Genomic DNA, 16,018 nt, shown 5'->3' with positions numbered 1-16,018 from the left:
GAGTTGCATTGACAGATTGGAAATAAACCATGATTGAATCGAACATCAAAGCCAAACTTTCTTTCTCAGACGGTACGCCCGACATCGAGCTGCCAATCTATAAGGGTACCCAAGGTCCCGATGTGATTGATATTCGTAAGCTCTATGGTCAAACTGGAAAGTTCACTTACGACCCGGGCTTTTTATCGACCGCCTCTTGCAGCTCAAAGATCACCTTCATTGATGGCGATAAAGGCGAATTGCTCTATCGTGGTTACCCCATTGAAGAATTAGCTACTAAATGTGACTTCCTAGAAGTTTGCCAACTCTTAATTAATGGCGAATTGCCCAATCAGAAGCAGAATCGTGAGTTCCAAGACATGGTGATGCATCACACCATGGTGCACGAGCAAATGCAGTTCTTCTTGCGAGGATTCCGGCGTGACGCACACCCCATGGCCGTTTTAACCGGCTTGGTCGGTGCCATGGCCGCTTTCTACCATGATGAAATTGATTATGGTGATGCTAAAGCGCGCGAGATTGCCCAAATTCGGTTGATTGCCAAGATGCCAACCTTGGTGGCCATGTCGTACAAGTACTCGATTGGTCAACCGTTTATGTACCCAGATAACAGCCTGTCGTACACGGCAAACTTCATGCGCATGATGTTTGCAACGCCATGCGAGCCTTATAAAGTCAATCCGGTCTTGGTTCGCGCACTCGATCGTATCTTCATCTTGCACGCCGATCATGAGCAAAATGCCTCGACCTCTACCGTTCGCTTGGCTGGGTCCTCGGGGACTAATCCGTTTGCAGCTATCTCCGCGGGGATTGCTTGCCTTTGGGGTCCTGCCCATGGCGGCGCTAATGAAGCCTGCCTTGAGATGTTGAGCTCCATTCAGGCTAGTGGTGGCGTCGAGAAGATCGGTGAATTTATTGCCCAAGTGAAAGATAAAAACTCCAACGTTCGTCTGATGGGTTTTGGTCACCGCGTCTATAAGAATTTTGATCCCCGCGCTAAGCTCATGCGCGAGACCTGTCATGAGGTTCTTAAAGAGCTTGGATTAGAGAACGATCCACTCTTTAAACTTGCGATGACCCTTGAGAAGATTGCGCTTGAGGATGATTACTTTGTGGGTCGCAAGCTCTACCCGAATGTGGATTTCTACTCCGGTATTGTTCAGCGGGCGCTCGGCATCCCAACCGAGATGTTTACCTGTATCTTTGCGCTTGCTCGAACCGTGGGTTGGATCGCCCAGTGGGAAGAAATGATTACCGATCCGGAATACAAGATTGGTCGCCCACGTCAGTTATTCATCGGCGCAACCCCTCGAGCCGTTCCTCCTATTTCTGAGCGAAAATAAGCGTTATATTGCTTTTTTTGCTTTAAAGGGAATTATGCGTACGCTTTATGACAAGTTGTGGGATGAACACGTCGTTCATTCGGAAGAAGACGGCACGGCAACCATCTATATCGATCGACAGTTGCTTCATGAGGTTACGAGCCCGCAAGCTTTTGAGGGCTTAAGTCTCGCCGCGCGCCCAGTCTGGCGTGTTTCAGCTAACCTTGCAGTTTCCGATCACAATGTCCCAACTACGGATCGTTCCGAAGGGATTGCCGATCCGGTATCGAAGTTGCAAGTGGATACCTTGGATCAAAATTGCGATCGCTTTGGTATTACTCAATACAAAATGAATGACCAACGGCAAGGCATCGTACATGTGATTGGTCCTGAGCAGGGCGCTACCTTACCTGGGATGACCGTGGTGTGTGGTGACTCTCATACCAGCACGCATGGTGCGTTTGGAGCATTGGCCTTTGGGATTGGTACATCCGAGGTTGAGCATGTGCTCGCAACCCAAACCTTGCTCATGAAAAAGAGTAAGAATATGTTGGTACGGGTTGATGGTCGCCTACAACCTGGTAGTACTGCTAAAGACATCATCTTGGCTGTGATTGGCAAGATTGGCACCGCTGGTGGTACCGGTTACACCATTGAGTTTGCGGGTGAAGCCATTCGTCAGCTATCGATGGAAGGTCGCATGACCATTTGCAATATGGCCATTGAAGCCGGTGCGCGTGCTGGCCTCGTGGCGGTTGATGAGACCACTATTGAATACATCCAAGGTCGACCCTACGCCCCCAAAGGTGAGGCTTTGCGCCAAGCGTTGCAATATTGGCGTACCTTACATTCAGATCCCGGCGCTCATTTTGATCGCGTGGTTGAGTTGCGGGCTGAAGAGATCGCCCCCCAAGTCAGTTGGGGCACCTCCCCAGAAATGGTTCTGCCGATTGGCAGTCGTGTGCCTGATCCAGAGCGCGAGCGTGACCCCATCAAGCGTCAAGCGATGGAACGCGCCTTGCAATACATGGGGCTTGAACCCAATTTGCCACTTGATACGATCTATGTAGACAAAGTCTTCATTGGCTCGTGCACTAATAGCCGTATTGAGGACTTACGGGCTGCAGCTAAAGTGGTTGAACGTTTAGGCAAAAAGGTCGCAGTTAACGTGAAGCAAGCCTTAGTCGTTCCCGGCTCTGGGTTGGTAAAAGCACAAGCAGAGCGCGAAGGTCTTGATCGCGTCTTTAAGGCCGCTGGCTTTGAGTGGCGTGAGCCTGGTTGCTCGATGTGTCTCGCGATGAATGCCGATCGTCTTGAGCCCGAAGAGCGCTGCGCCTCAACCTCCAACCGTAATTTTGAGGGGCGTCAGGGTGCGGGTGGTCGAACCCATTTAGTTAGTCCTGCAATGGCTGCAGCCGCGGCGATTGAAGGGCACTTTGTGGATGTGCGCAAGATTGCCTGATCTTTCCTAGAATATATGAATATGAACTCACTGATGCGCTCTGGATTAATTCTTCTATCAGCGATCACGCTAGCAGCGTGCTCCAATACTTGGACAGGCGTTGGTAAAGATTTGCAGGAGATGGGGAAGAAAATGGATCCTCAGGCAAAGCCTGTGGAGACCGCACCCAATTCATCGAGTGCTCCAAGCACAAATTCCAATAACAAAGATGTTACAGTCACACCGGTCAAATAATCATGGATGCATTTACGGTTTACCAGGGGCTAGTTGCCCCATTGGATCGCGAGAACGTCGATACCGACGCGATTATTCCTAAGCAGTTTCTGAAGTCAATTAAGAAGACCGGTTTTGGTCAGAACCTCTTTGATGAGTGGCGCTATCTCGATCAGGGTGAGCCCGGTCAAGACTGTTCCAAGCGGCCTCTAAACCCTGACTTCGTTCTAAATCAACCGCGTTACAAAGGCGCCGGTATTTTGCTGGCTCGTAAGAACTTTGGTTGCGGAAGCTCCCGTGAGCATGCACCATGGGCGTTGGCGCAATACGGATTTAGGGCCATTATTGCCCCAAGTTTTGCCGATATCTTCTTCAATAACTGCTTTAAGAATGGCCTCTTACCCGTGGTTTTGTCGGAGCAAGAGGTCGATCATCTATTCAATGAGACTAAGGCATTCTCAGGTTATCAGCTCACTATTGACCTTGAGAGCCAAGAAGTGATTGCCCCAGATGGGCGTCGCTACCGCTTTGAGGTCACTCCATTTCGGAAGTATTGTTTGCTCAATGGTCTAGACGATATTGGCCTGACCTTACGGCATGCCGATAAAATAAAAGCTTTTGAGGCAGAACGCATATTGCGCATGCCATGGCTTGCGACCCAGCTCCCGTAGTCTGACGCATTCCTGGCGCTCAATGGGCTAGCGCCATTACATAAAGGTTCATGATGAAAATTGCTGTTCTCCCGGGCGATGGCATTGGTCCGGAAATCGTTGCGCAAGCATTAAAAGTGCTACAGGCGCTCAAGTTACCCCTCGAGATGGAAACTGCACCGGTTGGTGGGGCCGCCTATGACGTGGCGGGTCACCCGTTGCCCCCAGCCACTCTAGATTTAGCCAAAGCAGCAGATGCCATCTTATTTGGAGCGGTGGGCGACTGGAAATACGACACTCTAGCGCGAGAGTTAAGACCCGAGCAAGCGATCTTGGGTTTGCGTAAACATTTAAGCCTCTTTGCAAACTTCCGCCCAGCGATTTGCTACAAGGAGTTAACCGCTGCCTCGAGTCTAAAACCTGAAATTGTGGGCGGCCTCGATATTTTGATCGTGCGGGAACTTAATGGTGATATCTATTTTGGCTCACCCAAGGGTATTCGTAATGCTCCTGATGGCCTCTTTACTGGGGCACGCGAAGGCTTTGATACCATGCGCTACAGCGAACCCGAGATTGAGCGAATTGCGCACGTAGCATTTGCAGCGGCTCGCAAGCGCAATCGCAAGGTATGCAGTGTGGATAAATCCAATGTATTGGAAACATCCCAGTTATGGCGCGAGGTCATGACACGCATCGCCAAGGAATATAGCGATGTAGAGTTAAGTCATATGTATGTGGATAACGCTGCTATGCAATTAGTACGTGCCCCCAAATCCTTTGATGTGATCGTGACTGGTAATTTGTTTGGAGACATTCTCTCTGATGAGGCTGCCATGCTCACGGGCTCGATTGGGATGTTGCCATCGGCATCGCTTGATAAGAACAATAAAGGCTTGTATGAGCCTAGTCATGGTTCAGCCCCTGACATTGCCGGAAAGAATATTGCTAATCCCTTGGCCACCATTTTGTCGGCAGCGATGATGTTGCGCTTTTCTCTTAACTTAGCAAATGAAGCGGAGCGCATTGAGAAGGCTGTGCAAACAGTTCTGGCTCAAGGCTATCGCACGGCTGATATTGATACAGCTGGAATGAAACGTGTATCCACCTCGGAAATGGGTGATGCCGTGGTTGCGGCTCTTCGTTAATTAAATCATCAAAAGAACTTGAATATGGCATATACCCCTTTAGTAAATCCTGTAGTAGGTTTGGTCGGCTGGCGTGGCATGGTTGGTAGTGTGCTGATGCAACGCATGCAAGACGAGAACGACTTTACTCACATCGAACCTATCTTCTTTAGCACGAGTAATGCCGGTGGTGAGGTGCCATTGATCAATGGTCAACGAGTTACTAAAAGTGAGACTCGTTTGCAAGATGCCAATGATGTGAAGGCCTTGGCCCGTTGTGATGTGATTTTGACCTGTCAGGGTGGTGATTACACCAAGGCGATTTATCCCCAACTGCGCGCAGCGGGTTGGCAGGGGCATTGGATTGATGCGGCGAGTGCACTGCGTATGGAAAACGACGCGGTGATTGTGTTGGATCCCATTAATCGACCGGTGATCGATAAGGCGCTGGGCTCAGGCGGTAAGAACTGGATCGGTGGTAATTGCACGGTTAGCTTGATGATGCTGGCCATGGGCGGGCTTCTCAAAAGCGGGAATGTTGAATGGATTAGCGCTATGACCTATCAAGCAGCATCTGGTGCAGGAGCTGCCAATATGCGTGAGCTCCTCGAACAAATGGGCACTTTGCATCACAGCGTAGCTAGCGAACTTGCTGATCCGGCCTCATGGATTTTGGATATTGATCGCAAGGTAGCGCAGACCATTCGTTCGGCCGAGTTTCCCAAAACGAACTTTCGGAACACTGCTTTAGCTGGCAGCTTGATTCCTTGGATTGATGTGCCGGTTGAGCACGGTCAAACCAAAGAAGAGTGGAAGGCAGGAGCCGAGTGCAACAAGATTATGGGCAATCCGCCATTTCGGTCACCGGGCAGTATTCCGATTGATGGCATTTGTGTACGAGTTGGCGCGATGCGTTGCCACTCACAGGGTTTAACTGTCAAGTTAAAGAAGGATATTCCGCTGGCTGAGATTGAGAAGATGTTGGCGGCTGATAATCAGTGGGTGAAAGTAGTTCCTAATGAGCGGGAGATCACCGAGCGTGAGTTATCCCCAGCAGCAGTGAGTGGCACCATGACGATTCCGATTGGACGCTTGCATAAATTAGCAATGGGCCCCGAGTATCTCGGTGCATTCACGGTCGGTGATCAGTTGCTATGGGGTGCCGCTGAACCTCTACGTCGCATGTTACGCATTCTGCTCAATACCTAAGATAGATCTAAGATGCCTTGGCGTTGCGTCCTGCAAACCCTATTTAACTGGCTGGTGCTGGCCATCGTGATCTTTTTCATGTGGCCCGCCGCACACGCAGTAACTCTGGGATCACCCATTATTTTGTCAAAACCCAAGGAGCCCTTGCGTGCGGAGATTCCGGTGCGAACGGGTATTGAGGATCGAGCCTACCTAGACTCGCTAGCGATTGATCCAGTGACTAAAGCCGACTACGAGCGTTTGGGCATCGCTACACGGATTTTGGATTACAAGCCATCCATTACCCTCAAGCGCAATCAGCCCGAGCAATTTCTGATTGTGGTGCAAACCGAGAACCCCATTGAGACTGGGAAGGATCCATTTGTAGACATCATCTTAGGGCTCAAATGGACGAACGGGGGTATTGCCAAGACCTACAGCTTAATGGTCGGCGACGTCAGCCAGGTAACGGTACGACCAGGCCAAAGTTTGAGTGAGATCGCCTCGCAGATCAGACCGCAATTGGGTAGCGCCGATATGGACGAAGCCTTGCTTGCTTTATACAAAGCCAATCCAGATGCATTTATTGGGGGCAGTATCCATCGCCTAAAAGCTGGCGCACAACTCAATAAGCCCGATGCTGCTTTGTTAGGTTCAATTACTCCCGCACAAGCAAAGGAGTTTGCACAAGAGGCAAATCGTGTATGGCTCGAGCAGCAGGGTGGATCGGGTCAAAGCGCCACGCCAAGTCGCGCGGCGACTCAGGCCTCAAACCCAACACAGGGAGTTGGCGAGGATCGCTTGCGGATTGGCCCAGGCGCAGGTAGCGAGGCAGATACAAGGCGTTATGTGGAGGAGATGGTTGCCCAAGAAAAGGCCTTGGCACAAAGTAAGGCGCGCGTGGCAGAGCTTGAGAAAAATATTGCTGACCTCCAAAAGCTCTTAGAGGCTCGCAAGGAGAGTGTGAGCCCGAGTGATTCTGCCAAACCAAAGTCAGGCATGGATCAATGGGGTCCAGCCCTTGTAGGCGTTGGCTTAATCGGTATCACGGGCTTGCTGCTTTGGTCTCTAGCCCGCTACACCCGCCGTGCTGAATCGCAATCTCATGAATCATCCCTTGATGCCAAAGAGACCAAGCTAGCTTCGAGCACCTCAGCGATTCCGCCCAAAGCGGCCGCTATTCTGTCGAGTCTTGACCTAAATCTAGACTCACCTAAACAGCACGATGCTGAGGCCTTGCGGGTAAAACTCAATTTGGTGAAGGCTTACATCACCATTGAGGATTTTGTAGCAGCGCGCAAAGCTTTGGAAGAGATTCTGCTGGTGAGTAGTCAGGTTGATCCGCAGATTACCATCGCCGCTCGTGGCCTGATGGCGCAAATCAATCAACGTCACGATCGTTAAATGACTCGGATTGCTCTAGGCGTGCAGTATGACGGCCGCGCCTATTGCGGATGGCAAGTTCAACCCAACCAACCGACCGTTCAAGTCGTCCTCGAATCCGCGATTTGTCAGTTCATTGGGAACAGACAAGCAGTGAGAGTCACTGCGGCAGGGCGAACCGATACTGGTGTGCATGCGCTCGGGCAGGTGGTGCACTTTGATGCTCAGGTGGAGCGCGAGGATTGGTCTTGGGTACGAGGGATTAATACCTTTTTGCCGCCCGATGTGGTGGTGAACTGGGCAAAGCCCGTCATGAATGATTTCGATGCGCGCTTTAGTGCCCAAGAGCGTACTTATATTTATGCCTTACTGGCTGGGCCAACGCGTTCACCCATCTTGTATCAGCGCTATGGCTATCAAATGCTGCCAGCCGGTCAGTGGTTTGATATCGAACAAATGCAAATCGCTGCACAGTACTTGGTAGGTGAGCATGATTTCTCGTCATTTCGGGCATCGGAGTGTCAAAGCAAGACCCCTGTGAAGCATCTTTACGAATGCGCCATCCTAGATCAGCAACCCTTTGTGTATTTCAAGGTCAGGGCCAATGCCTTTTTACATCACATGGTGCGCAATATTGTTGGGAGTCTTTTGCATATTGGCCTAGGGCGGCAACCCAGCGATTGGATGAATGCTGTCCTTGCCGGTAGAAATCGGGACTTAGCAGCGCCAACCTTTGCCCCTGATGGCCTGTACTTGGTGCGGGTGGCCTACCCAGGAGAATTTGCAATCCCAGCACCGCATTTGCACAATGCCGGTTTTCCAAAAGAGCTTATGCTCCAATCTTAACTATGGGCTTACTAACCTTCACTCCCAAACACACCCGGATCAAGATCTGTGGCTTGCGCACACCTGCCGATATTGAGGCCGCGGTGGCGGCCGAGGTCGATGCCGTGGGTTTTGTCTTTTACCCACAAAGCCCTAGAGCGATTAGCCCAGAAGATGCCGGCACCCTCATTACCCAATTGCCTGCCTCCATGGATGCTGTAGGGCTGGTGGTTAATCCCACCCCCAATCAGATGGAGGAGATTCGGGCAAATGCTGCCATTACCCTCTGGCAATTTCATGGGGATGAGACCCCCGAGCAGTGTCGGCGGCTTTCGGGAGGTCTACCCTGGATCAAAGCCGCCCGAATTGGCCAGTCCTTCAATTTCCCAGAATTTTCCCTACAATATGGGGATGGTGCCGGCTTTTTGCTGGATGCATTAGTCGATGGCTACGGCGGTAGTGGCACCGCCTTTAATTGGAAGCTTATACCGGACACATGGGCAAACGTAAACGCGCATCGGGTCGTTTTGAGTGGTGGATTGAACTCGCACAACGTTGGCGAGGCGATTGCTCGTCTGCGCCCCTGCGCGGTTGATATCTCGAGCGGAGTCGAGGTTCGTAAAGGGGTAAAAGACCCGGTATTAATCAGGCAGTTTGCGGATGCAGTGCGTTGCGCCGATCAAACAAATCCAAGCAGTCATTCCTAACGCCCTGGCGTTAAACCAAGTCGAGGTACCTATGTACGACAAACCAGATGAACGTGGCCACTTTGGCCCCTATGGCGGCATCTTTGTTTCTGAGACATTGATGTATGCATTAAACGAGCTCAAAGAAGCCTATGCAAAATATCAGCATGACCCAGCATTTATTGAAGAGTTCCACTACGAGCTCAAACACTTTGTGGGTCGTCCATCCCCGGTCTATCATGCCAAACGCTTAAGTGAGCAATTGGGTGGGGCGCAGATTTATCTCAAGCGCGAAGATCTGAACCATACCGGAGCTCATAAGATTAACAATGTGATTGGCCAAGCGATGTTGGCTAAGCGCATGGGTAAGCCTCGCATCATTGCCGAAACTGGTGCGGGTCAACACGGCGTGGCAACCGCTACCATTTGTGCTCGCTTTGGTCTGGACTGCACGGTTTATCAAGGCTCTGTCGATGTTGCGCGCCAAGCCCAAAATGTATATCGCATGAAGTTGCTCGGCGCCAAAGTGGTGCCAGTCGAGTCAGGTAGTAAAACGCTCAAAGATGCGCTCAATGAAGCCATGCGCGATTGGGTTACCAATGTGGAAAACACCTTCTACATCATTGGTACAGTCGCCGGCCCTCATCCTTATCCCATGATGGTGCGGGATTTTCAGAGTGTGATTGGAGAAGAGTGCAAAGTCCAAATGCCAGAGATGATTGGTCGCCAGCCCGACTATGTATTAGCGTGCGTGGGTGGTGGATCAAATGCCATGGGCATCTTCTATCCGTATATTGATGTGCCTAACGTACGTTTGGTCGGCGTTGAGGCTGCAGGTCGCGGCATGAATACCGGTGATCACTCCGCGGCACTATGCGCCGGCAAACCGGGCGTACTCCATGGCAATCGTACCTATCTCTTGCAAGATGAGAACGGTCAGATTGCCGAGACCCATTCAGTGTCAGCTGGTATGGACTACCCCGGTGTTGGACCAGAGCATGCGTGGTTAAAAGATTCGGGTCGAGCAGAGTATGTGGCGATTTCGGATGAGGATGCGTTAAAGGCCTTCCATGACTGCTGCCGCATTGAGGGCATTATTCCTGCACTTGAGTCTTCTCATGCAGTGGCGTATGCCTGCAAATTGGCACCGACCTTAAGTAAAGATAAAGTGATCTTGATTAATCTCTCGGGTCGGGGCGATAAAGACATGCATACCGTTGCTCAAGCAACCGGTTCGGAAGGCTAATTCATGTCAAAGATTGCTGGCGTATTTGCAGAACTCAAGGCCAAAAATAAAAAAGGGCTGATCCCCTTTGTTACAGCGGGCGACCCGCATCCTGATTTAACCGTGGACGTCATGCATGCCTTGGTGAAGGGCGGGGCTGATGTCATTGAGTTGGGCGTTCCTTTCTCAGACCCAATGGCTGATGGCCCTGTGATTCAGCGTTCGTCCGAGCGCGCCCTTGCACAAGGCGTAACACTCAAGCAATGCTTAGCCAATGTGCAGCAGTTTCGACAAAAGAATCAAAACACTCCCGTGGTGTTGATGGGTTACGCCAATCCAGTTGAGCAAATGGGTCACGCGGTATTTGCAAAAGCTGCTAAAGCAGCTGGCGTTGATGGTGTATTGATTGTGGATTATCCACCTGAAGAATGCGAAGAGTTTGCTAAACAAATGCGCAGTGAGAGTATTGATCCAATCTTCTTGTTGGCACCCACCTCAAGTCAAGAACGTATTCATCATGCCGCACAAATTGCAGCGGGTTACATCTATTACGTATCGCTGCGTGGCGTCACCGGTGCAAGTAACTTAAATACGCAAGATGTAGCGAGTGTATTGCCCCTGATTCGGCAAGCGACCTCGATTCCGGTTGCCGTTGGGTTTGGGATTCGGGATGCGGCGAGTGCCAAAGCGGTTTCTAAAACAGCTGATGCAGTCGTGATTGGTAGTCGGATTGTTCAATTACTTGAAGAGGCAAAAAAGGGTGAAGAGTTGGTGGTGCTTGAGCGCTTTATCCACGAAATCCGCCAGGCTTTAGACCGCGATTGAAGGTCGTTACAATACCGCTATGAGCTGGATTGACAAAATACTTCCGCCCCAGATCCAACAAAGCGATCCGGCCAGTCGGAAGACCGTCCCCGAGGGTTTATGGGTCAAATGTGGCGGGTGCGATGCGGTTCTTTACAGCAGCGATATTGAAGCCAATCTTTCGGTTTGCCCAAAGTGCTCCCACCATATGCGCATCAATGCGCGCAAACGCCTTGATCATTTATTAGATCCTAAGCCTCGCGTTGAAATTGGTGAATCAGTGTATCCGGTTGATGCTCTCAAGTTCAAAGATAGTAAAAAATACCCCGATCGTTTAAAGCAAGCCAGTGATGCATCGGGTGAGTCCGAAGCCCTAGTAGTAATTGCCGGCAAGATTGAATCCATTCCTGCAGTGGTGGCGTGTTTTGAGTTTGAATACATGGGTGGCTCGATGGGCTCGGTAGTGGGTGAGCGCTTTGTGCGGGGTGTTCAAGAGGCCATCCAGAAAAAATGCGCCTTCATTTGCATTACTGCAACTGGCGGAGCGCGCATGCAGGAGAGCTTGTTATCACTCCTGCAAATGGCCAAAACAAACTCGATGCTAACTAAGCTCTCGCAAGCGGGCTTGCCCTACATTAGCGTTTTAACCGATCCTACGATGGGCGGCATCTCAGCCAGTTTTGCATTCATGGGCGATGTGGTGATGGCTGAACCTAAGGCCTTGATTGGCTTTGCCGGTCCGCGCGTGATTGAGCAAACCGTGCGTGAGAAATTGCCCGAAGGATTTCAGCGCTCTGAGTTTCTGATGCAAAAAGGCGGTATCGACATGATTGTTGACCGTCGTCAGATGCGCGCCGAACTCGCAAAATTACTCGCCTTATTGCAAAAGATCCCGGCTGAGAAGCTACCAAAGCAATTGCTGCAAACTAATAGTTCGAGCTAAGTCGTGCTTGAACCCCAGCAGAGCCAACCAATTCTATTTACAAACCTAGACGAGTGGTTATCCCACTTGGAGACTGCACATCCAGTAGGAATCGATATGGGACTTGGCCGTATTACCCGGGTCAAGGAATCGCTGGGACTGAAGTTTCCATGCCCCGTGATTACGGTGGGCGGAACGAATGGCAAAGGATCCACTTGTGCATTTCTAGAAAGTATCTTACTGGCGGCCGGATATAAGGTCGCCTGTCATACATCACCCCATCTCTTGCGATTTAACGAGCGCGCCAGAATTAATGGGGCTGATGTCGGTGATGCTGATTTACTAAACGCCTTTGAGCGAGTTGAACAGGCGCGTTGTCGATTGAGTGATCCACCAACCCTCACATATTTTGAGTTCACCACTTTAGCAATCATGGATCTATTTGCCAATGCGAAGGTTGATGCTGCGATCTTAGAGGTCGGGATGGGCGGGCGACTCGATGCGGTCAATATTGTCGATGCGGATTGCGCGATTGTGACCAGTATTGATTTGGATCACATGGCTTATTTAGGTAATACCCGTGAGGCGATCGCTTTTGAGAAAGCAGGTATCTTCCGACCCAAGGCGATTGCAATCTGCGGTGATCCGATGCCTCCCACGTCTTTGATCAATCATGCTAAGGAGATTGGTGCTGACCTCTACCTGATGGGCAAGGATTATTCATTTACGGGCGATCAACAGCAATGGGGTTGGTCGGGACGGGGTAAGCGCTTTAGTGGTCTTGGCTATCCTGCATTACGTGGTGCTAATCAACTTCTCAATGCTTCAGCAGTAATTGCTGCATTGATGGCCTTGCATGATCGATTACCGGTTAGCGCTCAGGATATTCGGAATGGCTTAGCGCTGGTGGAGTTACCTGGACGCTTTCAGGTTCTGCCAGGCAGGCCCATCGTGGTATTAGATGTTGCCCATAATCCGCATGCGGCAGCCACCTTGGCTCAAAGTATTGAAGCTATGGCATATCACCCATACACCTATGCCGTGTTCGGAGCAATGGCCGATAAAGACATTGAAGGTGTACTCAAACCAATGTTAGATATCGTTGATTATTGGTATTGCACCGATTTACCAACGCCAAGAGCTGCCTCAGCGCACGATCTTGTAAAACGCTTGCAGGCACTCAACAAAGAAGCCTTAGTGTTCCCAAATCCAGGAGCTGCCTATCAAGCTGCGTTGGATAAGGCAGGCGAGGGTGATAGAATTACAGTCTTCGGATCCTTCTATACCGTTGCAGGCGTAATGGCTTATCGAAATAACCAGGCACATTGATCCATGACCTTCTTATCGAATCTGTTTCGACGCAAGCCTGCCCCCCAAAAAATTGAGCCCCTGGCTCGCCGCACCCTTCCAAAGCGCGCAAAGTCTGCTGAAGATAATGGAGAAGACCTTGCGCTGACCGAGGACCCTGAAAAGCAACGTGCCCGCCATCGCCTGATTGGTGCAGCCACACTGGTATTGATTGCAGTGATTGGCTTGCCGCAGATTTTGGATCAACAACCCAAACCAGTCGCTAATGACATCACGGTGCAAATTGTGAGTAACTTGCCTAATCCTGCAGCTGGTGTGCTCAATGCCGAACCTGATAAAAAACCACCGGTGGAAGTGAAAGCAGAACCAAAACCTGAGCTTGCGCCAGCAGCCCCTGCGAGCCCTCCGGTGGCAGCGCAAAAACCAGCTAGCCCAGCCCCAGCAACTTCGAATGCCCCAAATAAAAGTTTAGGTTTAGCACCGGGTGAAGAGTTGGTGAGCACCAGTAAAGAGCCTGCTGGCGCAGCTGATGCCAAGGTAGCAGCCAACGGCAAGTTTGTGATTCAGATTGGGGCCTTTGCTTCTGAGGAGCGTGCCAATGGTTGGGTTGCCAAGTTAAAAGAGAACAAGATTCCGTATTACGTTCTGACTCGCAATAACGCGGAGGGCGTCAAGCTCTATTTGCTAAGAGCTGGCCCGTTTACTGAGCGCGAGGCGGCAGAGTCGGCCGAGAAACGAATCCGCTCCCTTGGCTTAAGCCCTCGCATCGTTGAGTTGAATAAGAGTTAATCATGCAGTCACTCGGCGCCATCCAACTAACAACCTTAGATTACTTTGCGATTGGCATCTTGATAGTTTCAGCAGTAGTTGGCTTGTGGCGCGGATTTTTTCGGGAGATCATTGCGCTCGCATCTTGGTTTTCTGCTGCGTGGCTCGCTTACCATTTCTGTAATTATTTGGCGACCGAATGGCTCTCGGCATTTATTCCCAATGAGACCGCGCGCTTAGCGGCTGCTTTCCTACTCATCTTTGTTGCCATCCTCATTGCCGCTGGGTTATTGGCTCGCGCCTTTCAGTCCTTACTCTCGAGCGCTGGGCTTACCTTGGTTGATCGTTTCTTTGGATTATTGTTTGGTTTTGTCCGGGGCGCCTTAGTGCTCGTTGTATTAAGCACGCTGGGGGCGCTCACTGGCGCACAGGACACCCAGGCATGGCAAGCTTCTGCAATTCGGCCAGTGCTTGAACAGGGAACGGGCCTAATCCGTTCTTGGTTGCCTGAAAACTGGGCAAAGCAGTTAAATGCAATTTCAATGACCGATCGTTCCCGATCGGCAGGGGGCTAACTATGTGTGGTGTTGTCGGAACGATTTCGCATCGACCTGTAAATCAACTCTTATATGACGCCTTGCTCCTGCTGCAACATCGCGGCCAGGACGCAGCCGGGATTGCCACCATGAACGGTAATTCATTTGCGATGCATAAGGCCAATGGCTTGGTGCGCGATGTATTTCGTACTCGCAATATGCGCAGTCTCGTTGGCAATGCAGGCATCGGCCAAGTGCGCTATCCCACTGCTGGTTCGGCTAGCAGTGAAGAGGAGGCACAACCGTTTTATGTCAGCGCACCCTTTGGCATTATCTTGGCGCACAACGGCAACCTAACCAATGCCCCTATGCTGCGGAGTGAAATGGCTTATCGTGATCGCCGCCATATTAATACTAGCTCCGATACCGAGGTCTTACTCAATGTCCTCGCTGATGAGTTACAAAAAGAGACCAACAGTGCTGCCTTGGATGATGACTCGATCTTTAAAGCCGTCGCAGGGCTTAACAAACGGGTGAAGGGATCCTACGCAGTGGTGTCTCTCATTGCTGGATTTGGTTTGTTAGCATTTCGGGATCCTTTTGGAATTCGTCCTTTGTGCATTGGTAAGGTCGATACACCCGATGGGCCGGAATGGATGTTGGCTTCCGAGTCGGTTGCGCTGGAAGGATTGGGCTACACCTTCGTGCGGGATGTGGCGCCGGGTGAGGCAATCTACATTGATCTCGATGGAAACTTTCATACGCGGCAGTGCGCACCCAATGCTAGTCTTAATCCATGTATTTTTGAGTATGTCTATTTGGCTCGTCCCGATTCAACCATTGATGGCGTGACGGTATACAACGTTCGCATGCGCATGGGTGACTACTTGGCCGAGAAGATTCGGGCGGAGACCGACGTTAGCAAGATTGATGTGGTGATGCCAATCCCAGACTCCAGTCGACCTGCAGCACTTCAAGTGGCAAAACGCTTAGGCATCTCCTATCGTGAAGGATTTTTTAAGAATCGCTACATCGGTCGTACCTTCATCATGCCTGGTCAAGCAGTGCGCAAAAAGTCTGTGCGTCAGAAGTTAAATGCAATGCGTATTGAGTTTAAAGATAAGACCGTCTTAATTGTCGATGATTCAATTGTGCGCGGTACCACCTCGTATGAGATCGTACAGATGGCGCGTGAGTCAGGAGCCAAGAAGGTGATCTTTGCATCTGCTGCACCGCCAGTGCGCTTTCCCAATGTCTACGGCATTGATATGCCAACCCGCAGTGAGCTGGTTGCGTATGGCCGCACCCATGACGAAATCAATGATCTCATCGGAGCCGATCAGCTGATTTATCAAAGCGTTGAGGATATGAAAAAAGCGGTCCAAGACATTAATCCCAATATCAAAAATTTTGAGGCATCGTGCTTTGATGGCCATTACATTACGGGCGATATCACCGAGGCTTATTTGGATGCACTCGAGGCAGCACGCAATATTGCAAACAAGGAAGAGGATCGTAAGAGCGACCCCAGTGACTTTGCGCGCTCACAACTGCATTTGCATCTAGCTAACGGAGACTAAACAACAGTCGTGGCATTTGCAG

General features: G+C 50.8%; 16 protein-coding genes. All 16 read left to right on the top strand.

The annotated features are described in order from the left end of the window. Positions 1-29: 29 nt before the first annotated feature. From gltA to purF, 16 genes are read left to right on the top strand one after another with little or no spacing between them, the layout of a single operon-like run. The gene (gene gltA, locus QUE60_RS04810) at positions 30-1,343 is read left to right on the top strand and encodes a citrate synthase (protein WP_286227452.1); all 1,314 of its coding nucleotides are present in this window, start codon (positions 30-32) and stop codon (positions 1,341-1,343) included. 31 nt (positions 1,344-1,374) lie between these two features. Beyond that, positions 1,375-2,784 carry a 3-isopropylmalate dehydratase large subunit gene (gene leuC, locus QUE60_RS04805; protein WP_286227486.1) on the top strand — a complete coding sequence of 470 codons (1,410 nt, stop codon included), beginning with the start codon at positions 1,375-1,377 and terminating at the stop codon, positions 2,782-2,784. Positions 2,785-2,805: 21 nt separating this feature from the next. Further along, entirely contained in the window at positions 2,806-3,018 is a 213-nt protein-coding gene (locus QUE60_RS04800) for a hypothetical protein (protein WP_286227451.1), read from the top strand. Positions 3,019-3,020: 2 nt separating this feature from the next. Next, positions 3,021-3,668 (top strand): 3-isopropylmalate dehydratase small subunit, encoded by a 648-nt coding sequence (gene leuD / locus QUE60_RS04795; RefSeq protein WP_286227450.1) that lies wholly within the window; start codon positions 3,021-3,023, stop codon positions 3,666-3,668. 53 nt (positions 3,669-3,721) lie between these two features. After that, the gene (gene leuB / locus QUE60_RS04790; protein WP_286227485.1) at positions 3,722-4,792 is read left to right on the top strand and encodes a 3-isopropylmalate dehydrogenase; all 1,071 of its coding nucleotides are present in this window, start codon (positions 3,722-3,724) and stop codon (positions 4,790-4,792) included. A gap of 24 nt (positions 4,793-4,816) precedes the next feature. Continuing rightward, on the top strand, positions 4,817-5,980 hold the full coding sequence (gene asd / locus QUE60_RS04785) for an aspartate-semialdehyde dehydrogenase (protein WP_286227449.1): 1,164 nt from the start codon (positions 4,817-4,819) through the stop codon (positions 5,978-5,980). 12 nt (positions 5,981-5,992) lie between these two features. Further along, a complete protein-coding gene (locus QUE60_RS04780) occupies positions 5,993-7,363 on the top strand; it encodes a FimV/HubP family polar landmark protein (RefSeq protein ID WP_286227448.1) in 1,371 nt (456 codons plus the stop codon). Beyond that, positions 7,364-8,188 carry a tRNA pseudouridine(38-40) synthase TruA gene (gene truA, locus QUE60_RS04775; protein WP_286227447.1) on the top strand — a complete coding sequence of 275 codons (825 nt, stop codon included), beginning with the start codon at positions 7,364-7,366 and terminating at the stop codon, positions 8,186-8,188. A 2-nt stretch (positions 8,189-8,190) separates the two neighbouring features. Next, complete coding sequence (locus tag QUE60_RS04770) at positions 8,191-8,874, top strand: phosphoribosylanthranilate isomerase (protein WP_286227446.1); 684 nt, start codon at positions 8,191-8,193, stop codon at positions 8,872-8,874. Positions 8,875-8,905: 31 nt separating this feature from the next. Then, entirely contained in the window at positions 8,906-10,099 is a 1,194-nt protein-coding gene (gene trpB / locus QUE60_RS04765; protein ID WP_108508454.1) for a tryptophan synthase subunit beta, read from the top strand. A gap of 3 nt (positions 10,100-10,102) precedes the next feature. Next, positions 10,103-10,903, top strand: a complete 801-nt coding sequence (trpA, locus tag QUE60_RS04760) for a tryptophan synthase subunit alpha (protein ID WP_286227445.1) — start codon at positions 10,103-10,105, stop codon at positions 10,901-10,903. Between the two features lie 19 nt (positions 10,904-10,922). Beyond that, positions 10,923-11,825, top strand: coding sequence for an acetyl-CoA carboxylase, carboxyltransferase subunit beta (accD, locus tag QUE60_RS04755; protein ID WP_286222991.1), 903 nt, complete (start codon positions 10,923-10,925; stop codon positions 11,823-11,825). Between the two features lie 30 nt (positions 11,826-11,855). Next, positions 11,856-13,133, top strand: a complete 1,278-nt coding sequence (gene folC, locus QUE60_RS04750; protein WP_458574803.1) for a bifunctional tetrahydrofolate synthase/dihydrofolate synthase — start codon at positions 11,856-11,858, stop codon at positions 13,131-13,133. Positions 13,134-13,136: 3 nt separating this feature from the next. After that, a complete protein-coding gene (locus QUE60_RS04745) occupies positions 13,137-13,901 on the top strand; it encodes an SPOR domain-containing protein (RefSeq protein WP_286227443.1) in 765 nt (254 codons plus the stop codon). 2 nt (positions 13,902-13,903) lie between these two features. Beyond that, entirely contained in the window at positions 13,904-14,455 is a 552-nt protein-coding gene (locus QUE60_RS04740; RefSeq protein WP_286227442.1) for a CvpA family protein, read from the top strand. A 2-nt stretch (positions 14,456-14,457) separates the two neighbouring features. Then, on the top strand, positions 14,458-15,996 hold the full coding sequence (gene purF / locus QUE60_RS04735; RefSeq protein ID WP_286224816.1) for an amidophosphoribosyltransferase: 1,539 nt from the start codon (positions 14,458-14,460) through the stop codon (positions 15,994-15,996). The last annotated feature ends 22 nt before the right edge of the window (positions 15,997-16,018 follow it).

The organism is Polynucleobacter sp. HIN11 (assembly GCF_030297675.1).
Classification (GTDB): Bacteria; Pseudomonadota; Gammaproteobacteria; order Burkholderiales; family Burkholderiaceae; genus Polynucleobacter.
This window is presented reverse-complemented; position numbering and strand designations above follow the sequence as displayed.